We start from the raw sequence: 24113 nt of genomic DNA on the forward strand, positions 1-24113 counted from the left end.
GGGTTTCCCTTAACGCTCGACCAGCGCAATACGCCGGTTGTAAATATTCATCAGGAACGAAATCACCAGACTGATGATCAGGTAAACCGACATCGTGATGGCAATGGTTTCAATCGCCTGACCGGTCTGATTGAGCACCGTACCGGCGAATAACGACACCATATCCGGATAGCCAATTGCGGCCGCCAGAGAGGAGTTTTTCACGATATTCAGATACTGGCTGGTCAGCGGCGGGATGATCACCCGCATCGCCTGCGGCAAAATCACCTGGCGCAGCGTGACCGGATTCGGCAGGCCGAGCGAACGGGCGGCTTCATGCTGACCGTGCGAAACAGACTGAATGCCGGAGCGGATTACTTCGGCGATAAACGTTGAGGTATAGACCGATAACGCCAGCGTTAACGCCGCCAGTTCCGGAATAAGCACCATGCCGCCACGGAAGTTAAAACCGCGCAGTGCAGGAATATCCCAGTGCAGGGCCGGCCCGAAAATCAGGTGCGCCAGCGCCGGAAAGACAACCAGCATGACAATCGCCCACGGCCAGATATGCCAGACGCGTCCGGTGTGGATCTGGCGGAAATGGTTGTAACGTTGCAGCGCGACGATACCGAAAATGGCCAGCAGCAGGGCGATAAAGCCTGCCAGGCTGCCGGGTGCCAGTTCCGGTGACGGCAAATACAGGCCGCGGTTGCTGACGAACGCCAGATCAAATGCGTTCAGGCTCTGACGCGGGCCGGGCAGGTTACGCAGTACGGCGAAATACCAGAAGAAGATTTGCAGCAGCGGGGGAATATTACGGAAAGTCTCGATGTAGACCGTCGACACTTTACGGATCAGCCAGTTATCGGAAAGACGTCCTAACCCGATAATGAACCCGAGAATCGAAGCAAAAACGATACACAGTGCGGAAACCAGCAGGGTATTCAGCAGACCGATAACAAAAACGCGGGCGTAAGTGTCGCCTTCCTGGTAGTCGATAAGATGCTGAACAATGCCGAAACCGGCACCTTTTTCAAGAAAGGCAAATCCCGAGGTGATCCCTCGTGTAGTCAGATTGGTAATGGTGTTGTGGAGCAGGTAACCCAGACAGGCTACCAGCAACACCACCGCGAAAATTTGGTAAATCCAGGCACGTACCGCTGGGTTGGTCAGCGAGAACGAGACTTTTCCGGTTGGGCGTTGCGACATTTTAACCTCGACCTGCAGGTAAAACAGGGGAAGTGATGCACCGGGGAACGACCGGTGCATCAGCTTCCTTAAACACTTTTCAACTTCTTGTAGAAAGGATATTTAGCGGACAGGTGGTGCGTACTGGATGCCGCCTTTATTCCACAATGCGTTCTGACCACGTTTGATTTTCAGCTCGCTGCCCTGACCGACGTTACGCTCGAAGCTTTCGCCGTAGTTGCCGACCTGTTTAACGATTTTCACTACCCAGTCATTAGGCACTTTCAGGTCAGCGCCATAAGTGCCGGTTTTGCCCAGCAGGTTGCTCATGTCAGGCGTGGTTGGATTGGCAGCCAGCTGATCGACGTTGGCAGAGGTGACGCCCATTTCTTCGGCGTTGAGCATCGCGAACAGAGACCAGCGCACGATAGCCAGCCAGTCTTCGTCGCCACGACGAACAACCGGCCCCAGAGGTTCTTTAGAAATGACTTCTGGCAGAACGATGAAGTCATCCGGTTTGCCCAGTTTGATACGCAGTGCGTACAGCTGAGACTGGTCGGAAGCCAGGGTATCGCAACGGCCGGAGTCCAGCGCTTTGGCGCTTTCATCTGAACGGTCGAAGGTGACCGGAGTGTAGGTCATTTTGTTGGCTTTGAAGTAATCGGCTACGTTCAGTTCAGTATCCGTACCGGCTTGCAGGCAGACGGTTGCGCCATCCAACTCTTTCGCGCTTTTCAGACCGGCTTTCTGGTGTGTCAGGAAGCCGATACCGTCGTAATAGTTTACGCCGGCGAAAATCATGCCCATGCCCGCGTCGCGGGAAGAGGTCCAGGTGGTATTACGGGACAGGATGTCCACTTCGCCAGACTGCAGGGCGGTGAAACGCTCTTTTGCGGTCAGCGGGGTGTATTTCACTTTCTCAGAATCACCAAACACGGCAGCAGCCACCGCGCGACAGACGTCAACGTCGATACCGGTGAATTTGCCTTTGGAGTCAGCGTAGGAGAAACCTGGCAGGCCATCGCTGATACCGCATTGAACAAATCCTTTCTTTTTAACAGCATCCAGAGTGGTACCTGCGTGGGCCTGACCAGCCAGTGTCACGAAGCTTGCTGCGGCAATCAGCGTTGAGAGCAATATTTTTTTCATAAAGCGTCCTGTGAGACAAAACTGAGAATTATTATTGTGTGAGTGCCGGAGCACCCTGTCTGTTTATGGGGCAATGCCCTCTGCACCTGTCTTTGCAAAGGGAGTGCCAACATGGAAAACGCCCGATCAATCAAGTCACGCACTGGAATTGCACAGTAACATTGACGGGCGTTATAAAATTTATTGCCCTGTTTGAGTGCGCGGTCAATGTGACTGCTTTAAAAGGGGGCGGATTATTTCAATATTGGAGTGCAGATCGCGGTCTTTGAAGGTAAGGGAAATGCGGTGACATATTTGGTAAAAAAATGAGGCAAAACGGTGAGTAAATCCCTCAGACCGGATGGCCTGAGAGACATTTAGAAAAGGAATGACTCAGAGCAGGGACTTTATCAGTGCAGCTATCAGTGGCGGAAGCTGACCTTTTAGTGCGGCGCGCTCCGGCTGAAACAAGGTCGCGACAAAAAATGGATGACCGGGTAATTCGATAGCGCGAACTTCGCCGGTGGCATCGTGACCGACCATTTTCAGCGGCTGTGCGTCCAGCGCGGCCTGAAACTCAGTATTGATGCCATAGCGGCAATGGTAGCCTTCTTCCACTTCCAGCTTGCCGTAAGCGCGCGCCGGAATACTGCCCGGCACAAAGGTAATTTCGCTTTTGACTTCCACCATTTCACATGACAGCGCGCTGATGACCAGACGGCCTTCGGTGTCGGTTTCGCCGTGTCCGGCATCCTGCCAGTCCATCACATTTCGCGCGTATTCAATGATGGCGTGCTGGAATCCTCCACAGGTTCCCAGAAACGGTTTGCGATTTTCCCGGGCAAAACGGATGGCACTCAGCGCACCTTCGGTTGAGCGGTACGGGCTGCCGGGCACACACCAGAAGGCATCGTAATTCTTGAGAATTTCAGGGGTGATTGTGTCGGTTGCGATCCAGTCGGCGTGGATTTCAATGCTGAAATTTTGTGCTGCGAGGTCGATGGCAAGGGGAATGGCTTGGTGGGCAGTGATCGCGGAGTGGTAGTCTCCGACCAGCGCCAGACGTACAGAGTTTTTCATCACTTCTCTCCAGGGCAGGTAAAAAGAGAGGTTACAGAAATGTCATTACATTGTCGTTTGAAAAATTCTCATCAGGCATTTTGCCGGTACGAAAGGCATTAAAAAACCCACGCGAGGTGGGTTCGCCGGGCGCGGTTTTACATCTTCATTCGGCCTGCATTTTACTGCCTTTAATCAGTTTACGCGCGGCGGCAATCTGCTCATTGTCCGGTGCTTTCGGTTTGGCTTTATTGAGCGCTGTGCTGAGGCCTGAACGGCCCCACAGATCGAAGCTGTCGTCATCTTTGAGGTGATCAAAGATGGAAGGTGTCGCATCGGGTTTTTTAGCCATAAGAAGAGGTATCTCGCGTTGAAGGTTTCTCAAAGAAAAAGCCCGATGCGGGGGCACCGGGCCTGATATCTTATTGCGTTTGCGGCTATCGATAAAGCGAAGGTGTTCCCGCCGGTCGCGTTTTGAAGCGGCGGTGCAGCCAGAGATACTGGTCGGGCGCACGCATGATTTCTTTTTCAATGACGCGGTTCATGTAAGCCGCGGCGGCCATTTCGTCGTCAATCGGGTAATCTTCTAACTGTGGCTGAATCACCAGTTCGTAACCTTTACCGCCGGCTTTACGCACCAGAACCACGGTCACCAGCGCAGGTTTTGCCAGACGTGCCAGCATGAAAGTCCCGCTGGTCGTTGCGGCCTGATCAACGGCAAACAACGGTGCGAAGACGCTGCCGCGCGGGCCATAATCCTGATCCGGTGCAAACCAGACGGCTTCGCCCTTTTTCAGCGCGTGAACCATACCGCGTAAATCTTTGCGATCGAGCATGGCTTTGTTGGAGCGCATACGCCCCCATGTCTGCACGAATTCCATCGCTTTATTGTTGTGCGGGCGGTACATCGCCATCATCGGCTGACATAACCCCATCGCACGGCCACCCAGTTCCAGTGACATAAAATGTACGCCGATAACCAGCACGCCTTGATTGTTTTCCTGCGCCTTTTTCAGGTTATGCAGGCCGCTGACGTCAAACCAGCGTTTAACGCGGGCGTCAGACCAGAACCAGGCCATGCCGGTTTCCAGCAAGCCCATGCCGAGAGATTCAAAGTTACTAATGATCCGGGCTTCAACCTGATCGGCAGGCAAATCCGGGAAACACAGTTGCAGGTTGCGGCGGGTGATCGACACGCGGCGTTTGAGAAAGCGCATAGACGTGCGGCCAAGCCAGATGCCCAGACGGTAAAGTACCGGATAGGGAAGCTGAACCAGCAGGAACAGGACACCGAGCCCAAACCAGGTGAGCCAGTAGCGTGGATGTAAGAACGATGCACGAAAGCGAGGAGAAGTCATAAAAGCCTAATCATCTGCATAAAAAAACTGGGGGTAACGCGTAACGAGATAGCTCAGCCGCGGTACGGATTGTCTGGTAAATATTGGGACAACTGACGATCAAAAATGTTTTGAGAAAGACACAAGTTGACGCAATTTTTACTGTCTACAGACACTGTTAAAAGGCGGGATCGCGAAGCTGAAGGGCTATCCGTAGGCGTTGAGCGGGGCGAATACGACTCTTGATGTGAGTATAACATGGCGGACTCTCTAACCAGAGAGGGGAGTTGTCCTATAAACCCCCTCTTTACCGTTTTTTTACGTCCATTATTGGATGTTTCAATGAAAACCCAGTGGAAAGAAGGGGCTGGGTTTTTGGAAAGGTGAATCACATTTACAGAAACTCAGCGTGCCTCGTTAGCGAAACACGCTGAGAGAGAAAATCAGCGGTATAACGGGTTACTCATCACGGAATAACGGCCACTGCCGAACAGCGCAATAACGACGGCTGCCATGAAGTAATACACGATATCTTCAATCGCCCAGGCGCCGACCGGTGACAGCGCAAAAGTATGGTGGATGCCGACCATCAGCCACGCAACAACCATGGTGGCTGCGGCTGACAGCGCGGCAAGACGGGTGAAAATCCCTAACATCATCATGATCGGGGCAATCACTTCACCGATGATCACGCCATACGCCACGAACGCCGGAATGCCGTAGCCCGCCAGCATGCCCTGAATGCCCCCGAGCCCGTCATGTAGCTTATGCCAGCCATGAAAAATCAGCAGGCCGTAGGTGATCCTCAGCAGTAAAATGGCCACATCAGGTTTGTTCAGCGCTGTGGTAAAACGGATATAAAGTTGTTTCATCATTGTCACTCCCAGAGACGTTTTCTTGTCTCTATAAAGTAATTCCTAATCGCGAAACGAGTGGAGAATTATTCTCATTTGGGTTGATCTGGGTTAAGTTTTGTTCAGTTAATTCGCAGGCATAAAACGGCATCAGAACGAGCGGGGATTTTGCGGGGCTGGCGCACTGGGGAGGGACTAAGACTTCCGGTTATTAAGAAGCATTTTTAGACTTTCGACTTATTTATTTTTGGAATGCATATCAGAAATACGGCAGGACTATTAAATAAAACGATCGACAGGATTTAAACTATTTATTGTCATTGCAATTAATATCGATGTCTAATGCCGGGTCCCATAATTATTGTTTTTTTTGATTATTATTTTATATGAATTGGTGTTTAAAACGGAATGAAATAAATAACATGTAAAGGATTATTCAATGAATAATGATGTTTTGCCTATGATAACGAGCTCAATTCATATCATCAGCGTGGTCTATTTTGCTCTTTCAATTCCTTCTCTGTATCTGATGGCGCATAAGAAAGTTGACTCTCGAGCGTGTCAGATAGCTATTGGAATTTTCAGCGGGTTGATTGCGAACTACATCTACAAGAACACGCTCCTTAGCAGCGATGCCCTGCTGGGCCTGACGCTATGCCCTATTGTTCTCGTGTCGCTGATTTTTGGTCCGTATGCATTGTTCTTCGGCGGGTTAGTCCATCTGTTAAGGGTTGTGAATAATTCACCGCACTATACGTTATTTTTACTCTCATTTATTGCGCTGTCATTCATTTCAGAAATATGGAAGGGCAGGAAATATACAAAGTTTTTGTTAGTTATTGCGGTCTCGGACGTATTTTCAATTCTTCTGAATTGGCAGTTTTTGCACGAAAGAGAGATACTTAATTCTTCAATAATTCGGGCGCTTTTCAGTATTTTTTTCTTATCTTTGTTATATGTTTTTTTCGCGAAAATTATTCAAATATTTCTGAATATAAAGGTACTGGAGAAACGTGCGCAAACCGATCAACTGACCGGCCTGCCAAACCGTTTCGGCATTATCGATCATATTAATCATATGAAAATTGGCAGGGAGCGGTTTTATCTTTCCTTAATAGATGTCGATTTCTTTAAAACCGTTAACGATACCTACGGACACCTCACGGGCGATAAGATTTTGGTGGAGATCGCAACGCTGATTGGCGATAACATTCGCGGCAGCGATTATCTCGGACGTTTCGGCGGCGAAGAATTCATGCTGATCATAGATGCCCCGGACATGAAAACCGCGGAAAGCACGCTGGAAAGGCTGCTCAGTACCGTGCGCAGTAACGAATTCATCAACTTTGAGGGCGATAGAACTTTCCGCCTAACTATCTCCGCCGGTGTGGCATTGTGCGAAAAAACCTGTATGCCGGACACGGTGATAAACAGTGCTGATGCGGCGTTATATAAAGCCAAAGAGGGCGGTCGTAACCGGGTTGAGTTCGGTGTTTCCTGCTATCCGGTGAATCTTTGAGGTAACAAAAAGGCGCTAATCCAGTTAAGGAAAAGCGCCTTTTTTCAATAGGTTGACTGATTAGTATCAGTTCATGCCGTATTTTTTCAATTTCTTACGCAGCGTACCGCGGTTGATACCCATCATCAGGGCCGCACGAGTCTGGTTGCCACGGGTGTACTGCATCACCATGTCCAACAGTGGCTGTTCAACTTCAGCCAATACCAACTCATACAGGTCATTCACGTCCTGACCATTCAATTGAGCGAAATAGCCCTTAAGTGCTTGTTTTACCGAGTCACGCAGAGGTTTTTGAGTCACCTGGTCTTGTGAGTTTACGGTAGAAACGGTCAGTACGTCAGAATTCACGCGTTGTTCGAACATAGTTCTGTCAGCTCTTTTTTGTTACGCAAGATTTTCGAAATATGCTTCCAACGCCTCCAGCTGTTCGCTGGCATCCTCTATGGCGTTGAAGGAGCGCCGAAACTGGTCATTCGGGGCATGCTCCTGGAGATACCAGGAAACGTGCTTACGGGCGATACGGAATCCCTTGCCTTGACCATAAAAGTCGTGCAATTCCCGTACGTGCCCTATTAACAAGCGCTGAACCTCACCCATAGGCGGTGGAGGTAACAGCTCCCCTGTGTCCAGATAATGCTGGATTTCCCGGAAGATCCAGGGTCTCCCCTGAGCGGCACGTCCTATCATCAGAGCATCAGCTCCGGTGTAGTCGAGCACCGCCCTGGCTTTATGCGGGTCAGTTATGTCGCCATTCGCGATAATCGGAATGGAAACACTCTGCTTAACTGTCCGAATACTGTCGTACTCTGCCTCTCCATTGAAGAGACAGGCACGGGTTCGGCCATGAATAGTCAGGGCCTGAATTCCACAGTCTTCAGCCAATTGGGCAATTTGTACACAGTTACGGTGTTCCGGTGCCCAACCAGTACGAATTTTCAACGTGACTGGCACATCTACCGAATTCACAACGGTAGTGAGGATTTGTTTAACCAAATCCGGATACTGCAATAATGCAGAACCTGCCAGTTTGCGGTTCACTTTCTTGGCCGGGCAGCCCATATTGATATCAATGATTTGCGCACCGCTTTCCACGTTAATTCGTGCAGCCGCCGCCATATCTTCGGGGTCACAGCCGGCAATTTGCACGGCACGGATCCCGGGTTCATCGTTATGTACCATGCGCAAACGTGACTTATCCGTCCGCCATACCTCCGGATTGGAGGAGAGCATTTCAGATACTGCCATTCCAGCCCCCATCGCATGACATAAGGCACGAAATGGTCGGTCAGTGATACCGGCCATTGGGGCCGCAATCAGGCAATTTGTGAGCTGGATGTGTCCGATGCGCATGAACTAGGAATGACCATACTGATGTCCGCAAGGGCGCGTATATTACGCATTTTCGTCGCGATATGAAAGGCCAAACTTTGAGCAATTGGATAAGAAAATACCTTGCCAATGGTGAAATTCAGCGCAACTAGATTTTTTATCTTGGTTTTACATTGGGTTATGTGACAACGGTCAAATTGTGCGCTTGTGCAAATTCCTGACATCTCTCTGAAACATCCTGTTATATCAGTTGAATCTAAGGGTAGATTTGTCGTTTTAAGCAGCAACTACCACAAAATTCTGTGATGCAGATCGTCTTTTGGTCAGAAAGTGACTTATTTTACGTTCGGATGATTTCTTGTTTTCAGAAAGGTTTCAGGGCGACAAAGGCCGGTTCTGTGGCCCTGATGTTCTGAGGTTTTATTCCGCGACAATCACGCGACCGTGAAGGCTTTGTACGGGGCGGTTATTTGCATGATGAAGAACATGCTGAAATTTCTCTAACTGCTGCTCAGAGAGCGTCAGAGGCTGTTTAATGACCAGCCAGCGAACACCTTCTGTACAAGGTGGCGTAGTCAGCGATCCGCTAAAACGGTAATGCGCCAGATTTTTCGGCAGTAAGCCGGACAGCGCGACGTTGCTTTTCAGCGTTACCGTTTCACCCATTTTTTCCGGCATCTGTTGCCAGATTTTTCCCAGCTCAGGATTGGCGGCACCGGTTTCAAACATCACGGCCACCACGGCAATCTCGCCGTCTGCATCCATGTGTACAAAATGCGCTTCCATCGGGAAGGATTTGCCATTGATGGTGTTTTCGCTTGGCGCATGGAAATGGAATTGCTGAAGCACGAACTTCTCGCCATCGAGGGTAATAAAATCACCTTCCCGGACATTCACCTGCACGCTGTGGCCGTTATTGACTACGTTCACCGGCGGTAAGGTGTAGCTGAGTTCCAGCGGGTGCGGATGCACTTTCATGGCGTCTTTGATATCGACGGGGGACTGCATTTTACCCTGCTCGCAAAGATGAAAATCCGGGCTGAGTTTTGACCAGTTTTGCGGGGCTTCGTCGCCATTGTAAGACCAGTGCGGGGTTTCACTGGCGTAAGCCGAAAATGTCAAAGCGGTCAGCACAACTGACAGTAATGCGCGTTTCATGAAATATCCCTTTCATAACATTGAGTAAAAAAACCGTGCTTATTTTAAGGGTTTTAGCCGGAAGGGAACAGAGTGACAGGAGGGCAGGGAGGATTTTCGGATAAAACTAACCCTTTCTGCAAAACAGAAAGGGTTGTACGGAACAAATCAGGCTTTTTTAACGCCTGTAATACGGCACCATTCTTCTTTCTCAGCAACCGCATCCAGTTCGAACCTATCACGGTAAGCGTCAGCGACGCTTTGCGCCTGACTGGCCAGAATGCCTGATAATCCCAGATGGCCACCAGCAACTGGCAGCACGCTGATAAGCGGGGCAAGCTCGCGCAGCGGGCCTGCCAGAATGTTTGCGACAACGACGTCGGCAGACAGGTTCTCCGGCTGGTCTTTTGGCAGAAACAGCGACAGACGCTCGGAAACGCCGTTACGTTCTGCATTATCACGGCTGGCCTGGATCGCCTGCGGATCGATGTCGATCCCGACGACATGTTTAGCGCCGAGTTTCAGGGCGGCGATCGCCAGAATGCCTGAGCCGCAACCGAAGTCGATCACTGTTTTATCGGTCAGATCCAGACTGTCGAGCCATTGCAGGCACATGGCGGTAGTCGGGTGAGTGCCGGTACCAAACGCCAGACCCGGATCGAGCATGACGTTCACGGCGTTCGGATCCGGCACATCGCGCCAGCTCGGGCAAATCCACAGACGTTCGCCAAAACGCATCGGGTGGAAATTGTCCATCCATTCACGTTCCCAGTCTTTGTCTTCCAGCTGTTCGATTTTGTGCACAAAACCTTTGCCCAGCAGCGGTTCGTTCTCCAGCATGGCAACCACTTCTTCCATGTCGGTTTCGGCGTCGTACAGGCCGATGGCATCGGTATCCCCCCACAGCAGGGTTTCGCCCGGCAGCGGCTCAAATACCGGATTATCGTGTGTATCCTGGAAGGTGACGGACACTGCGCCACTTTCGATAAGTGCGTCACTCAGCGTTTCCGCGTTTTCACCGGTAGTATTAATTTTCAGTTGGATCCAAGGCATAGCCATTCTCTTCTTAGCAATCTGTAAAAATCAGTACCGCCCGCTCAGGACGGCTTCAGTGCGGTTTCGCGCGCCGGGGAGCCAAATCTGTTGCCGATATAAAACGCCAGCAGACTTAGCGAAAGCGACGGCACAATCGGATGCAAACCGGCGATGTGCAGGTCGATACTGGCGAGCAGGGTATAACAAACCGCGCCAACAATCATTGAGCTCAGCGCACCCGTCGCGTTCGCGCGTTCCCAATATAAACCGAGTACCAGCGGCCACAGGAAGACCGCTTCCAGCCCGCCGAAAGCCAGCAAATTCAGCCAGATAATCATTTCTGGTGGGCGCCAGGCGGCCAGCAGAACCAGTAAACCCAGCACAAACGTCGCCCAGCTCGAGAAGCGTTTTAGCTTGCGCTCGTTCGCCAGCTGGTCCGGTTTGATGCCAAGGTATAAGTCTTTAACGATAGTCGCAGATGACTGTAACAGCTGCGCGTTGATGGTCGACATAATCGCAGCCATCGGTGCGGCAAGGAAAATACCGGCAGCGTAAGGCGGAAGCACCGTAATCATCAGCGTCGGGATCACCTGATCCGGAATCTTCAGATCCGGCAATACTGCGCGCCCGAGTGCACCGGCAAGATGCATACCGAGCATCAGGACCGCGACGACAATCGTACCGAGCACAATCCCGCGATGTACTGCTTTACTGTCTTTGTAGGAAATACAGCGGACGGCGGTATGCGGCAGGCCGATAACGCCAAAACACACCAGTATCCAGAACGATGCCATAAACGGCAGTGAAAGAACGTCATCTCCGCCGTGAACGGAAACAAGTTTCGGGTCAATCTGTTGCAGTTTATCGATGGCAGTATGCAGGCCACCGGCGGCGTGGATCACGGCAAACAGCAGCAAAATGGTGCCCAGCAACATCACCAGCCCTTGCATGGCATCGTTGAGCACGCTGGCGCGGAAGCCGCCAAATGCAGTGTACAACGCGATGCTGATACCAAAAATTAGCAGACCGGTGTCGTAGGGAATTCCGGCGGCGGTTTCCAGCAGGCGGGCGCCGCCGATGAACTGCACGGTCATCGCACCCAGAAACGCCACCAGCAAGCTCAGGCTCGCCAGCCAGACCAGCAAACGGCTCTGGTAGCGCGCAAACAGCATGTCATTGAGCGTAACCGCATTGTAGCGGCGCGCCAGAATCGCGAATTTTTTACCCAGAACGCCCAGCGACAGCCACACGGCTGGCAACTGGATCATCGCCAGTAATACCCATCCGAGGCCAAATTTATAAGCTGCACCGGGGCCGCCGATAAAAGAACTGGCGCTGATATAGGTGGCGGTCAGGGTCATGGCCAGCACAAAGCCACCCATCGAGCGGTTACCGAGGAAATATTCGGTCAGAAAATTGCCCTGCTGGCGGCGGGTATAGGCATATACCGACAGGCCGAAAACCAGCAGCAAATAGGCGATCAACGGCAATAAAACTTCAGTTTGCATCTTGATCCTCCAGCGGAATATCGCGGTAAATCACGCGAACCATCAGCCAGCTTAAAAGAATGAAGACCAGAGGCACCAGCAGACAGGCCATCTCGAACCAGTGCGGTAACCCTGTAATGCCCTGTTTATCATCAGGAATATAGGCGGCGAAACACCACGCCAGCAGATAGGCAATCGTCAGCCCAAAGGCCCAGCGGGCTTCGCGGTTAGCTTGCAGAAAACGCTTATCAGTGATCATTTTCCTGTCCCCCCAAAACGTAAAAAAGGCCGGAATATCCGGCCTTGATAAGAGAGTACGCAACGGTACGGTCTTTTATTTTTCCTGCAAACCGAGTTTCTTTTCCAGATAGTGGATATTGGTTCCACCGTGCTGGAAGTTCTCGTCGTCCATGATACGCATTTGCAGTTCAATGTTGGTTTTGATGCCGTCGATGATCAGCTCAGCCAGCGCATTTTTCATGCGGGCAATGGCCACTTCACGGGTTTCGCCGTAAGTGATCAGTTTACCAATCATGGAATCGTAGTACGGAGGTACAGTGTAGCCTGCGTAAATGTGCGATTCCCAACGAACACCGAAGCCGCCTGGTGCATGGAAGCGAGTGATTTTGCCCGGGCTCGGCAGGAAGGTGTTTGGATCTTCCGCGTTAATACGGCATTCCACCGCGTGGCCTTTGACATGCACATCGCTTTGTTTGATTGACAGTGGCTGGCCGGACGCAATGCGCAGCTGCTCTTTAATCAAATCCACACCGGTGATCATCTCGGTAACCGGATGCTCAACCTGAATACGGGTGTTCATTTCGATGAAGAAGAACTCACCGTTTTCGTACAGGAACTCGAAAGTACCCGCACCGCGGTAGCCGATATCCACACAAGCTTTGGAACAACGTTCGCCGATGAAACGACGCAGTTCTTCCGTAATGCCTGGTGCTGGCGCTTCTTCCACCACTTTCTGGTGACGGCGCTGCATGGAGCAGTCACGTTCAGCCAGATAAACGGCGTTGCCCTGACCATCTGCCAGTACCTGAATTTCCACGTGACGTGGGTTTTCCAGGTATTTTTCCATGTAAACCATGTCGTTGTTGAAAGCCGCTTTGGCTTCCGCACGGGTCATGTTGATGGACTGCTCAAGGTCTTTGTCGCTGCGCACAACACGCATACCACGACCACCGCCGCCGCCAGAGGCTTTGATGATGACCGGATAGCCGATGCGTTTTGCGAAGCCACGGTTTAAATCCATGTCGTCGCCCAGCGGGCCGTCAGAGCCTGGTACGCAAGGTACGCCGGCTGCTTTCATCGCGTGGATCGCAGAAACTTTGTCACCCATCAGGCGGATAGTTTCAGCTTTCGGGCCGATGAAGATAAAACCAGAACGTTCAACCTGCTCTGCGAAATCCGCATTTTCGGACAGGAAACCGTAGCCAGGGTGGATAGCCACCGCGCCAGTGATTTCCGCCGCCGCGATGATGGCAGGGATGTTCAGATAGCTTTTTACTGAAGGTGCAGGGCCGATACAGACGGTTTCATCTGCCAGCAGCACGTGTTTCAGGTCGCGGTCAGCGGTGGAGTGCACAGCAACGGTTTTGATGCCCATTTCTTTACAGGCACGCAAAATACGCAGGGCAATCTCACCGCGGTTCGCGATAACAATTTTATCTACCATGGTACGCCTCGTTATTCGATGACGACCAGCGGCTCGTCGAACTCAACCGGTTGGCCGCTTTCTACCAGGATTGCTTTAACAACACCGGATTTGTCTGCTTCGATTTGGTTCATCATTTTCATCGCTTCAACGATACACAGGGTTTCGCCCGCGGTGACTTTCTGACCCACTTCGATGAAGGCTTTCGCGTCAGGGCTTGGCGTGCGGTAGAACGTACCCACCATTGGAGAACGAACGATGTGACCACTGATTGCAGCTGGAGCCGCTTCTACAGGCGCAGCAGCTGGCGCAACCGCAGCAGCCAGACCTGGCTGTGGTTGTGCAGGCATTGCGTAAGCCTGTTGCATCATAGGATAAGCCTGCACAGGTGCAGCACGGCTGATACGAACTGACTCTTCACCTTCAGAAATTTCCAGTTCAGAAATACCTGATTCTTCAACCAGTTCGATCAGTTTTTTAATTTTACGAATATCCATGGGTGTGATTCCGTACTCTTTTTGCGTAGAAACTAGTGGGTTTTTGACAAGCGGTTAACCGCTGCCTGTAATGCAAAGTGGTAGCCATCTGCGCCAAGTCCGCAAATAACGCCCACTGCGATGTCGGAAAGATAGGAATGATGCCGGAACGCTTCACGGGCATGTACATTCGACAGATGGATCTCGATAAACGGAATCGACACCCCCAGTAATGCATCGCGCAGCGCCACGCTGGTATGGGTAAAGGCCGCGGGATTGATCAATATAAAATCGACATTACCGCGTGCCTGATGAATGCGTTCAATCAGGACATGTTCTGCGTTCGATTGCAGATGGCTCAGTGCGACCTCAGCGGCAGCAGCCTGAACTTCCAAACCTTTAACAATATCGTTGAGCGTGGTGTGTCCGTACGTTTCGGGCTCACGGGTGCCTAACAAATTCAGGTTAGGACCGTTAAGTAGCAAAATGTCAAACTTATGCGCCATTGTGAGCCTATCTCCGGCAATTAGACAAAGATTGTAGAAAATACCCTGATGTCACCGATTTGTCACCTATTTCGCGGCAAATCGACCCGACTCTTCGGCATGAGGTCGGGCATTATAATGATATCGTGGCAATTCGCAGCTAAATACTGGTCTTATCAGCGAAGATAATCAACCCTCGTCCTGAGAATGAGGGGGGGATTACCCGAATTATGAGGGGCTGAACACAGAAAAATTCCGGCACTTATCTCAGCCACTGGCGGAATTTTTTATAGCGAAATGCCAGCAAGATGATGGCAAGTGTTGCGTAAATGATCGGTTGTGGCGACAACACTTTCACCGACCAAAGGTAGTGGATCGGCGCAAGAATTGCGATCAGGTAAATAAAGTTATGCAACTTTTGCCAGGATGCGCCCATTTTACGCTGCGCCCACAGTGTTGAGGTGCAGGCCAGTGCCAGCAGCAATATCCAGCAAATAATTCCCAGCGTGAGGTACGGGCGCGAAATCAGTTCGCTACCGAGCAGACGGATATTGCTGATGCCCAGTTCCAGGAACGAATAGCTGAGAAGGTGCAGCGTTCCCCACGCAAAACACCACAAACCCAGTAAACGGCGGGTGCGGATAAGCAGCGGCTGTTTGCCGTAGCGCGCCAGGGGCGTGATCAGCAACGTCACCAGTAAAAATTTCAGAGTCATCCTACCGGTAAAATGCTGAATATCTTTCGCGGGATCGGCGCTGAACCAGCCCTGATCGACGGAAAGCACGAGCCAGAAAAACGGCAAAATGGCAGCAAGCCAGATGATGACTTTCAGCCAGGTGATATTTGCAGGGCGTAAACGACGCATAATAAAGTGGCCTTCCTTAATAGAACTTGCGCAAATCCATACCGTGATACAACGAGGCGACCTGTTCGGCATAACCGTTGAAGAGCAGCGTCGGCTGGCGCTGAACGTCGAGCAATCCGCCTGAACCGATAAACCGTTCCGTGGCCTGCGACCAGCGCGGATGATCAACATGCGGATTCACGTTGGCGTAAAAACCGTATTCATTGTTCGCAATCTGGTTCCAGGTCGTCGGGGGTTCGTCGTGGGTGAATTTGATGCTCACGATCGACTTAATCCCCTTGAAGCCGTATTTCCACGGCACCGTCAGGCGAATGGGCGCACCGTTTTGCGGCGGTAATGCTTTGCCGTAAACGCCGACGGTCAGCATGGTCAGCGGATGCATCGCTTCATCTACACGTAATCCTTCGACATAGGGATAATCCAGCCCGCCGCCGATAAACCGGTCTTTCTGTCCCGGCATATGCGCCGGATCATAAAGGGTGGTGAACGCGACATAGCGCGCATTGCTGGTCGGTTCGGCCAGTTTGAGCAGAGAGCTCAGCGGGAACCCGACCCACGGCACGACCATTGACCAGGCCTCCACGCAGCGCATGCGGTAGATTCGCTCCTCCAGCGGGAAGCGCTTCATGATGTCGTCCATATCGAGTGTGAGCGGTTTAGCCACTTCACCGTCGATTTTTATTGTCCAGGGTGACGTCACCAGTTGCCCGGCATTAGCGGCCGGATCGGCTTTATCCAGCCCGAATTCGTAGAAGTTGTTGTAGCCTTCCACTTTATCTTCCGGGGTAAGTGTGAGTGAATTCTGATAGGCGGCGGGTTTGGTGAAATCCAGTGGTTTTCCCGCGGGCGCGGCCGGGCGGTCATGGCCTTTGAACCAGGAAAGAATATCTGCCTGCGCACTGGCCGGGATCGCCAGTGCGGCAGCGCTGATCCCCAGCGCCTGCAAAACTTTACGACGATCCTGAAAGATATCCTCGGGGGTGACATCAGCTTCCGTCAGCTTGCGAAATTTGGACATTGCAGTCTCCGGTATTCATCTTATTAATGTTTTTATCGTTATGTAGACAGCATGGCGTGAAACACAGGGTTTTGCGAGACAGGCAAATAAAATAGCGATTTTTAATCCCCCGTTTTGGCGCATTTCTCCTGACACCATAAGAATTCTAAATTGATTAACTTTTGAGTTGCTATGCTATGAATGTATGTAAATGCAACTTTCCCGGGTACAAAATGGTCAGATATTGTCGAATATCAGACCCTGCGCCCGCCAATGCCCGTAACATTCCTTCATGCCTGTTTGGTAAATTTCTCCTGCCGGCGGGTTTTTCTGTTTTATAGTAGCGGCGTTTTTTTCGTAGCAGGCTCAGAGAATACGGGCGCTGTTTCCACCTCACCGTAGCGAGTAAGGCACAGGGATGCGATTTACTACCAGACTATCGGCACTGATTTCGATGTTAGTTGCGCTGGCAATGTTGTTAATGTTGCTTGGCGTGACGTTTAGTTTTATCTACCTCAACAAGCAAAGTACCGAACAGCATTTACAGGCGCTGGCGACCACTTATGATCAGTCGTTACTGACTCATACTCCGGCGGAAGCCGAGCGCTGGCTGCCGCAGGCGATGCGCATGCTTGACGTCACCGATATCGAGGTAAAGCTCGATAACTCCACGGTCTATGAATATCACGAGCGCCCGGATTTGCACCGTTCGTGGGACAGCGTTATGCCAGAATATGACACGGTAGTTATCCCCCTGATGCAAAACCACGCAATGTCGCTGCGTGTTTCTTATATTGATCCCGTCAGCAGCTATATCCGCTCCATGCGTTCAACGCTCGCAATCAGCCTGGCTATCGTGGTCATGCTTGCGATGTTAATGCTGAGTTTCCGCTGGTTACGTAATGAAACCGAAGGTGTGGAAAAACTGGAAGACCGCGCCGTCAGGATTTTGCGCGGTGAACGGGAAGGGCTGGCTGGCACTGTCGGGGAATGGCCGCATTCTGCCAGCAGCGCTATCGATCTCCTGTTAACCGATCTTAATGAAGCGCGCGAACAGCGCAGCCGCGTCGATACGCTGATCCGCGCGTACGCCCAGCGGGATGCGCAAACCGGGCTCAGCAACCGGCTGTTTTTCGACAATCAGCTGGCGACGCAGCTCGAAGAAGCGGGCGCGCATGGCGTACTGATGCTGCTGCGGCTGCCCGATTTTGACATGATGCGCGAAATCCACGGGCAGACGGTGGTTGAAGAATTACGGTCGGCGATGGTGAACCTGTTATCGACTTTCGTGATGCGTCATGTCGATGCGCTGCTGGCGCGCTACTTCCACAGCGATTTTGCTGTGCTCCTTCCGCACCGTACGCTGAAAGATGCCGAAGTGATGGCCGCGCAGTTAATTAACGCGCTGGGCGTGCTGCCGACGTCTTCTCTGATCGACCGGGACGCCCTGATGCACATCGGGATCACCGCGTACCGTTTCGGCCAGACGCCGGATCAGGCTATGGATATGGCCGAACAGGCAACACGCCACGCGGCCTTCCAGGGCAGCAACAGCTGGTTTATCTACGATAAAAACGTGCCGGAAAAAGGGCGTGGCAGCGTCCGCTGGCGCACCTTGCTGGAAAACACTCTGGCGCGCGGCGGTCCGCGTTTGTACCAGAAACCGGCGTTTGGCAGAGACGGAAAACTCGATCACCGCGAGATTCAGCGGCGCGTCTTTGATGGCGAACAGGAACTGCTGGCGGCCGAGTTTATTCCTCTTGTCGTGCAATTCGGGCTGTCTCAGAGCTTCGATCGGGTGATGTTAAGTCAGATTATTCCGTTACTTAACCGCTGGCCGGACGAAACGTTAGCATTTCACCTGACGGTTGATTCATTATTGCAGCGCTCATTTGTTCGCTGGCTGCGCGATACGTTGCTTCAGTGTGAAAGAAAAAAACGAAACCGAATTTTGATTGAACTTGCTGAGGCAGATCTCTGTCAACATACCGACCGGCTGCGCCCTGCGATCCGTTTATTGCAAGGTTTGGGCTGTCGGCTGGCGGTTTCACAGGCCGGTCTGACGGTGGTCAGCACGTCGTATCTGAAAACTTTTCCGGTGGAAAGGGTTAAGCTTCACCCCGGACTGGTGCGTGATATTGATAAAAGGGTGGAGAATCAGCTCTTTGTTCAAAGTCTGCTCAGCGCATGTGAAGGGACTCAGGCGCTGGTTTTTGCAGCCGGCATAAGGACAAAAGAAGAGTGGAACACCTTGCAGAAAAGCGGTATCCACGGCGGCCAGGGGGATTTTTTTGCCGGACCACAGCCTGTTGAACCGGTCGGTAAAAAATATTCACACAACCGCGATGTTTAAGTGACCGTTATTGGTTTATTTAACGTAGAATGAGCCAGCTTTTAACCGACACCCTTACCTGGCATCCGGTGCACGCTTTATGGCCGCAGGTGGACGGAATATGTGGGTGAAAGTGTAAGAATTTATGTGCGGTGTTGCTACTTCGCCTGGGTGCCTGCCCGAGGTAAACCGAGCCTGCGATACAGAATTATTTCGCAGTGCCATCAGCCTCAAAAAGTAACAACCAGTGAATGGCGACATCGCGGACAATTTTCACGGAAGCAGGACGTTTTTGCGCCTTGTCGCTGCTTCGCGTGGTTGGTAAAGTAGGCGGATTTTATTTTCCGCCCCCAGCTTGCAGGATTATCCTTTCGTTATGTTTAAGAAATTTCGTGGCATGTTTTCCAACGACTTGTCCATCGACCTGGGTACCGCCAATACCCTTATCTATGTAAAAGGACAAGGCATCGTGCTGAATGAGCCATCTGTTGTGGCTATTCGTCAGGATCGTGCTGGTTCACCTAAAAGCGTTGCTGCTGTAGGTCACGACGCAAAACAGATGCTGGGTCGTACTCCTGGCAATATCGCGGCTATCCGTCCGATGAAAGATGGCGTTATCGCTGACTTCTTCGTGACTGAAAAAATGCTGCAACACTTCATCAAGCAAGTTCATAGCAACAGCTTCATGCGCCCAAGCCCTCGCGTGCTGGTGTGTGTGCCTGTCGGCGCAACTCAGGTTGAACGCCGCGCTATCCGTGAATCTGCACAAGGTGCAGGCGCGCGTGAAGTGTTCCTGATTGAAGAACCGATGGCTGCGGCAATCGGTGCAGGTCTGCCAGTTTCAGAAGCTACCGGTTCCATGGTTGTGGATATCGGTGGTGGTACAACGGAAGTTGCCGTGATTTCCCTGAACGGCGTCGTGTACTCTTCTTCTGTCCGTATCGGCGGCGACCGCTTCGATGAAGCCATCATCAATTACGTTCGTCGTAATTATGGTTCACTGATCGGCGAAGCCACGGCAGAACGCATCAAGCACAGCATCGGTTCTGCGTATCCGGGCGATGAAGTGCATGAAATTGAAGTGCGTGGCCGTAACCTGGCTGAAGGTGTTCCTCGTGGTTTCACGCTGAACTCCAATGAAATCCTGGAAGCGTTGCAAGAGCCGCTGACCGGTATTGTTAGCGCTGTGATGGTTGCACTGGAACAGTGCCCGCCAGAACTGGCTTCCGATATTTCTGAGCGCGGCATGGTGCTGACCGGCGGTGGCGCATTACTGCGTAACCTCGATCGCCTTCTGATGGAAGAAACCGGTATTCCGGTGGTTGTCGCAGAAGATCCACTGACTTGCGTAGCGCGCGGCGGTGGTAAAGCACTGGAAATGATCGACATGCACGGCGGCGACTTATTCAGCGAAGAGTAATCTCAGCGAAGACTTGTTTTTTTTGACAAGACCCGTTGCAAGCAGAAATAGTCTGCCCGGGAAGGTGGTTGTCCATCAGGTAAAACCTGCAACGTGAAGTGTGCAGTGTTCAATGTGGATCCGCGCAAACACTGTCTGAGCTTAATTGTTCAGGCGGTGTTTTTGGCTATCCCATGAGATTGCCGCCTTTTCTGTCAGATGAAGCACCGACTTCGACTGGCTGAAACCTTCTGTTGCCGAGGAACTCGCATATTTTATGAAGCCAATTTTTAGCAGGGGGCCTTCCCTGCAACTGCGACTTTTTTTGGCTATTCTTACGGCCATTGTCCTGATTGTTGCCGACAGTAAGATAGGTACGTTTGTTAAAATCCGCACCTATATGGATACTGCCGTAAGTCCCTTCTATTTCCTATCTAACGCCCCGCGTGAATTTTTAGATCAGGTTTCCTCGACTTTTGCGACACGTGGCCAGCTTGAATTGGAAAACCGCGCATTGCGTCAGGAATTGCTGTTGAAAAACAGCGATCTGATGTTGCTTGGTCAGTACAAACAAGAAAACGCCCGTTTGCGTGAATTGCTGGGTTCACCACTGCGTCAGGACGAGCACAAGATGGTGACGCAGGTACTTTCCACCAGTAATGATCCGTACAGCGATCAGGTTGTCATCGATAAAGGCAGCAACAACGGCGTTTACATCGGGCAGCCGGTGATCAGCGATAAAGGTGTAGTCGGCCAGGTTGTGGCCGTTGCCGCACTGACCAGCCGCGTTCTGCTGATTTGCGATGCTTCCCATGCATTACCGATTCAGGTGTTGCGTAACGATATCCGCGTGATTGCGGCGGGTAGCGGTTGTGCTGACGATTTGCAACTCGAGCATCTTCCAAGCAATACCGATATTCGTGTCGGCGATGTGCTGGTGACTTCCGGGTTGGGCGGGCGTTTCCCTGAAGGTTATCCTGTGGGCGTGGTGTCTTCTGTCAAAGTGGATAACCAGCGCGCGTACACCGTGATTCAGGCTCGTCCTACAGCCGGTCTGCAACGTCTGCGCTATCTTCTGTTGTTGTGGGGTTCTGACCGGAATGGCGAACATCCGCTTGCGCCGGACGAAGTGCATCGTGTTGCCAATGAGCGTCTGATGCAAATGATGCCACAGGTTCTGCCGCCGCCGGGTGATATGGGGCCTCCGGCACCTGTTCCCGCTCCTGCCACAGGCACGGTGACGGCGCCTGTCAGCGCTCCGCCTGCACAGGGAGCCACACAATGAACAGTTACCGGAGCCACGGACGTTGGATTATTTGGCTATCCTTCCTGATAGCCATGTTGCTGCAAGTGATGCCGTGGCCTGAGCAGATTTACATGTTCAGGCCCTCATGGCTGATGCTGATCCTGATTTATTGGGTGATGGCCTTGCCGCACCGCGTCAATGTGGGTACCGGTTTTGTTGTCGGCTTCATCATGGATTTGATCCTCGGTTCAACGCTGGGGATCAGGGCGCTGGCATTTGCGATTACCGCTTATCTGGTCGCCTTTAAATTCCAGTTATTCCGTAATCTGGCACTCTGGCAGCAGGCGCTGATTGTCATGGTGCTTTCACTGGCCGTGGACGTCATGGTGTTCTGGGGGGAATTCCTGGTCGTTAACGTTTCGTTCCGGCCGGAAGTTTTCTGGAGCAGTGTGGTTGACGGTATTCTGTGGCCATGGCTGTTCCTGCTGATGCGAAAAATTCGTCGTCAGTTTGCCGTGCAATGAGGATGTTATGACTGCACTTTATCTGGCCTCCGGCTCTCCACGTCGCCGTGAATTACTGACTTTGCTGGAACTGCCTTTCGAGCGTCTGTCGACAGATGTGGCAGAAGAACGTCAGCCCGGAGAAGCGCCGCAGGACTATGTTTTACGCCTGGCGAAAGACAAGGCGCAGGCCGGTGTGGCGGTGGCATCAGAAGATTTGCCGGTACTGGGCGCAGATACGATTGTGGTACTTGACGGTAAAGTGTTGGAAAAGCCACGTGACGAAGCGCAAGCCGCTGTTATGCTTAAGGCATTGTCCGGAAAACAGCATCAGGTGATGACCGCCATCGCCTTTGCGGATCGTCGGGATTGCCTCTGTACGCTGGTTGTGACCGATGTCACCTTCCGTTCACTATCCTCCGACGACATTGCACATTATATTCTGAGCGGTGAGCCCATGGATAAAGCGGGCGCTTATGGTATTCAGGGAAAGGGCGGTTGTTTCGTCCGTGAAATTCGCGGCAGTTACTATGCAGTTGTGGGTCTTCCTCTGGTGGAAACTCAGGAACTGCTAAATGAATTTTCTGCCTTACGCGAGCTTAGGAGTAAACATGACAGCTGAATTACTGGTCAATGTCACCCCGTCTGAAACCCGCGTGGCCTACATTGACGGTGGCATTCTGCAGGAAATCCATATTGAGCGTGAGACCAAACGCGGGATTGCCGGCAACATTTATAAAGGACGTATAAGCCGTGTATTGCCTGGGATGCAGGCAGCATTTGTAGATATCGGCCTTGAAAAAGCAGCGTTTTTGCACGCTTCAGACATCATGCCTCACACCGAATGTGTGGCGCGCGATGAGCAGAAAAATTTCCATGTGCGCGATATCGCAGAGCTGGTGCATCAGGGCCAGGATCTGATGGTTCAGGTGGTGAAAGATCCGCTGGGTACCAAAGGCGCGCGCCTGACGACCGACATTACTTTGCCATCCCGTTATCTGGTGTTTATGCCGGGAGCGTCTCACGTTGGTGTCTCCCAGCGCATCGAAAGCGAAGCAGAACGTGACCGCCTCAAACGCATCGTTTCAGAATATTGTGACGAACACGGCGGCTATATTATTCGTACCGCGGCCGAAGGCGTGGGCGAAGAAGAGCTTAAGCAGGATGCTGCGTATTTAAAACGCCTGTGGACCAAAGTCATGGAACGCAAGCGTCGTAACAAAACCAAGTGCAAGCTGTATGGCGAACTGGCGCTGGCGCACCGCGTGCTGCGTGATTTTGCCGGCGAAGCGCTGGACAGGATCCGCGTTGACTCCCGTCTGACCTATGAATTACTGGTGGAATTCACCAGCGAATACATGCCGGAAATGACCAGCAAGCTGGAGCATTACAGCGGCAAACAGCCAATTTTCGATCTGTTTGATGTGGAAAATGAAATCCAGCGTGCGCTCGAGCGCAAGGTTGAGCTGAAATCGGGTGGCTATCTGATCATCGATCAGACCGAAGCCATGACCACCGTGGACATCAACACCGGTGCGTTTGTCGGCCATCGTAATCTGGAAGACACCATCTTCAACACCAACACCGAAGCAACACAGGCTATCGCCCGGCAGCTCCGGTTACGTAATCTCGGTGGCATTATCATCATCGACTTCATTGATATGTCGAATGAAGATCACCGGCGTCGCGTGTTGCACAGCCTCGAGCAGGCATTATCCAAAGACCGCGTCAAAACCGGTATCCACGGTTTCTCCGCGCTCGGTCTGGTGGAAATGACCCGCAAACGTACCCGCGAAAGCGTGGAGCACGTATTGTGCAGCGATTGCCCGACCTGTCACGCGCGCGGCACGGTGAAAACGGTTGAAACGGTGTGCTATGAAATTCTGCGTGAAATCGTGCGCGTGCATCACGCCTACGATTCTGACCGTTTCCTGGTTTACGCTTCTGCGGCCGTGGGGGAGGCGCTGAAAGGCGAAGAATCACATGCACTGGCCGAAGTGGAAATCTTCGTCGGTAAACAGGTCAAAGTGCAGATTGAACCGCTCTACAGTCAGGAGCAGTTTGACGTGGTGATGATGTGATTTGATGGCCGCAA

24 protein-coding genes are annotated in these 24113 nt (G+C 52.0%); 7 read left to right on the plus strand and 17 right to left on the minus strand.

Annotation, left to right across the window (positions count from 1 at the left end):
* Positions 1 to 9: 9 nt before the first annotated feature.
* The 6 genes from GW579_RS19655 to GW579_RS19680 form a co-directional block, all read right to left on the minus strand.
* A complete protein-coding gene (locus tag GW579_RS19655) occupies positions 10 to 1188 on the minus strand; it encodes an amino acid ABC transporter permease (protein WP_152327379.1) in 1179 nt (392 codons plus the stop codon).
* A 102-nt stretch (positions 1189 to 1290) separates the two neighbouring features.
* Positions 1291 to 2316 (minus strand): amino acid ABC transporter substrate-binding protein, encoded by a 1026-nt coding sequence (locus GW579_RS19660; RefSeq protein WP_152327378.1) that lies wholly within the window; start codon positions 2314 to 2316, stop codon positions 1291 to 1293.
* Between the two features lie 372 nt (positions 2317 to 2688).
* On the minus strand, positions 2689 to 3375 hold the full coding sequence (locus GW579_RS19665; RefSeq protein WP_152327377.1) for a CTP synthase C-terminal region-related (seleno)protein: 687 nt from the start codon (positions 3373 to 3375) through the stop codon (positions 2689 to 2691).
* A gap of 145 nt (positions 3376 to 3520) precedes the next feature.
* Entirely contained in the window at positions 3521 to 3706 is a 186-nt protein-coding gene (locus GW579_RS19670) for a hypothetical protein (protein ID WP_165061310.1), read from the minus strand.
* Positions 3707 to 3791: 85 nt separating this feature from the next.
* The gene (lpxP, locus tag GW579_RS19675) at positions 3792 to 4712 is read right to left on the minus strand and encodes a kdo(2)-lipid IV(A) palmitoleoyltransferase (RefSeq protein WP_152327375.1); all 921 of its coding nucleotides are present in this window, start codon (positions 4710 to 4712) and stop codon (positions 3792 to 3794) included.
* A 422-nt stretch (positions 4713 to 5134) separates the two neighbouring features.
* Positions 5135 to 5566: a DoxX family protein gene (locus GW579_RS19680; RefSeq protein ID WP_420821558.1), complete on the minus strand. Its 432-nt coding sequence runs from the start codon at positions 5564 to 5566 to the stop codon at positions 5135 to 5137.
* 418 nt (positions 5567 to 5984) lie between these two features.
* Here GW579_RS19680 and GW579_RS19685 point away from each other — a divergent pair, with 418 nt between their 5' ends.
* Positions 5985 to 7064 (plus strand): GGDEF domain-containing protein, encoded by a 1080-nt coding sequence (locus GW579_RS19685; protein ID WP_165061313.1) that lies wholly within the window; start codon positions 5985 to 5987, stop codon positions 7062 to 7064.
* A gap of 66 nt (positions 7065 to 7130) precedes the next feature.
* On the opposite strand, the gene fis is transcribed toward GW579_RS19685, so the two are convergent.
* The 11 genes from fis to msrP all read right to left on the minus strand — a co-directional run bounded on the left by fis (position 7131) and on the right by msrP (position 16559).
* On the minus strand, positions 7131 to 7427 hold the full coding sequence (fis, locus tag GW579_RS19690; protein ID WP_004097144.1) for a DNA-binding transcriptional regulator Fis: 297 nt from the start codon (positions 7425 to 7427) through the stop codon (positions 7131 to 7133).
* A gap of 21 nt (positions 7428 to 7448) precedes the next feature.
* A complete protein-coding gene (dusB, locus tag GW579_RS19695; protein WP_152327373.1) occupies positions 7449 to 8414 on the minus strand; it encodes a tRNA dihydrouridine synthase DusB in 966 nt (321 codons plus the stop codon).
* A gap of 399 nt (positions 8415 to 8813) precedes the next feature.
* Complete coding sequence (locus GW579_RS19700; RefSeq protein ID WP_165061316.1) at positions 8814 to 9551, minus strand: carbonic anhydrase; 738 nt, start codon at positions 9549 to 9551, stop codon at positions 8814 to 8816.
* Positions 9552 to 9698: 147 nt separating this feature from the next.
* Positions 9699 to 10583 (minus strand): 50S ribosomal protein L11 methyltransferase, encoded by an 885-nt coding sequence (gene prmA, locus GW579_RS19705; protein WP_152327369.1) that lies wholly within the window; start codon positions 10581 to 10583, stop codon positions 9699 to 9701.
* Between the two features lie 44 nt (positions 10584 to 10627).
* Positions 10628 to 12073: a sodium/pantothenate symporter gene (panF, locus tag GW579_RS19710; RefSeq protein ID WP_152327368.1), complete on the minus strand. Its 1446-nt coding sequence runs from the start codon at positions 12071 to 12073 to the stop codon at positions 10628 to 10630.
* The gene (locus tag GW579_RS19715) at positions 12063 to 12311 is read right to left on the minus strand and encodes a YhdT family protein (protein ID WP_104924224.1); all 249 of its coding nucleotides are present in this window, start codon (positions 12309 to 12311) and stop codon (positions 12063 to 12065) included. Before GW579_RS19715 ends, panF begins: the two co-directional genes overlap by 11 nt.
* Positions 12312 to 12386: 75 nt before the next feature.
* Positions 12387 to 13736 (minus strand): acetyl-CoA carboxylase biotin carboxylase subunit, encoded by a 1350-nt coding sequence (accC, locus tag GW579_RS19720; RefSeq protein WP_101074928.1) that lies wholly within the window; start codon positions 13734 to 13736, stop codon positions 12387 to 12389.
* Positions 13737 to 13747: 11 nt separating this feature from the next.
* On the minus strand, positions 13748 to 14212 hold the full coding sequence (gene accB / locus GW579_RS19725) for an acetyl-CoA carboxylase biotin carboxyl carrier protein (RefSeq protein WP_165061319.1): 465 nt from the start codon (positions 14210 to 14212) through the stop codon (positions 13748 to 13750).
* A gap of 32 nt (positions 14213 to 14244) precedes the next feature.
* The gene (gene aroQ, locus GW579_RS19730) at positions 14245 to 14697 is read right to left on the minus strand and encodes a type II 3-dehydroquinate dehydratase (protein ID WP_152327367.1); all 453 of its coding nucleotides are present in this window, start codon (positions 14695 to 14697) and stop codon (positions 14245 to 14247) included.
* A gap of 241 nt (positions 14698 to 14938) precedes the next feature.
* Entirely contained in the window at positions 14939 to 15541 is a 603-nt protein-coding gene (gene msrQ / locus GW579_RS19735; RefSeq protein ID WP_165061321.1) for a protein-methionine-sulfoxide reductase heme-binding subunit MsrQ, read from the minus strand.
* Positions 15542 to 15557: 16 nt separating this feature from the next.
* Positions 15558 to 16559 carry a protein-methionine-sulfoxide reductase catalytic subunit MsrP gene (msrP, locus tag GW579_RS19740; RefSeq protein ID WP_165061324.1) on the minus strand — a complete coding sequence of 334 codons (1002 nt, stop codon included), beginning with the start codon at positions 16557 to 16559 and terminating at the stop codon, positions 15558 to 15560.
* Positions 16560 to 16956: 397 nt separating this feature from the next.
* On the opposite strand from msrP, the gene csrD reads away from it, so the two are divergent.
* From csrD to rng, 6 genes are all read left to right on the plus strand, one after another.
* On the plus strand, positions 16957 to 18891 hold the full coding sequence (csrD, locus tag GW579_RS19745; protein ID WP_165061326.1) for an RNase E specificity factor CsrD: 1935 nt from the start codon (positions 16957 to 16959) through the stop codon (positions 18889 to 18891).
* 355 nt (positions 18892 to 19246) lie between these two features.
* Positions 19247 to 20290 carry a rod shape-determining protein MreB gene (gene mreB, locus GW579_RS19750; protein WP_013577291.1) on the plus strand — a complete coding sequence of 348 codons (1044 nt, stop codon included), beginning with the start codon at positions 19247 to 19249 and terminating at the stop codon, positions 20288 to 20290.
* Positions 20291 to 20546: 256 nt separating this feature from the next.
* A complete protein-coding gene (mreC, locus tag GW579_RS19755; RefSeq protein ID WP_152327362.1) occupies positions 20547 to 21554 on the plus strand; it encodes a rod shape-determining protein MreC in 1008 nt (335 codons plus the stop codon).
* Positions 21551 to 22039, plus strand: coding sequence for a rod shape-determining protein MreD (gene mreD / locus GW579_RS19760; protein ID WP_120508332.1), 489 nt, complete (start codon positions 21551 to 21553; stop codon positions 22037 to 22039). Before mreC ends, mreD begins: the two co-directional genes overlap by 4 nt.
* A gap of 7 nt (positions 22040 to 22046) precedes the next feature.
* Positions 22047 to 22640: a Maf family protein gene (locus GW579_RS19765; protein ID WP_152327361.1), complete on the plus strand. Its 594-nt coding sequence runs from the start codon at positions 22047 to 22049 to the stop codon at positions 22638 to 22640.
* Positions 22630 to 24099: a ribonuclease G gene (rng, locus tag GW579_RS19770; protein WP_013577287.1), complete on the plus strand. Its 1470-nt coding sequence runs from the start codon at positions 22630 to 22632 to the stop codon at positions 24097 to 24099. The genes GW579_RS19765 and rng overlap by 11 nt, the downstream gene beginning before the upstream one ends.
* Positions 24100 to 24113 lie beyond the last annotated feature (14 nt).

The sequence above is a fragment of the Rahnella contaminans genome, from assembly GCF_011065485.1.
Taxonomy (GTDB): Bacteria; Pseudomonadota; Gammaproteobacteria; order Enterobacterales; family Enterobacteriaceae; genus Rahnella; species Rahnella contaminans.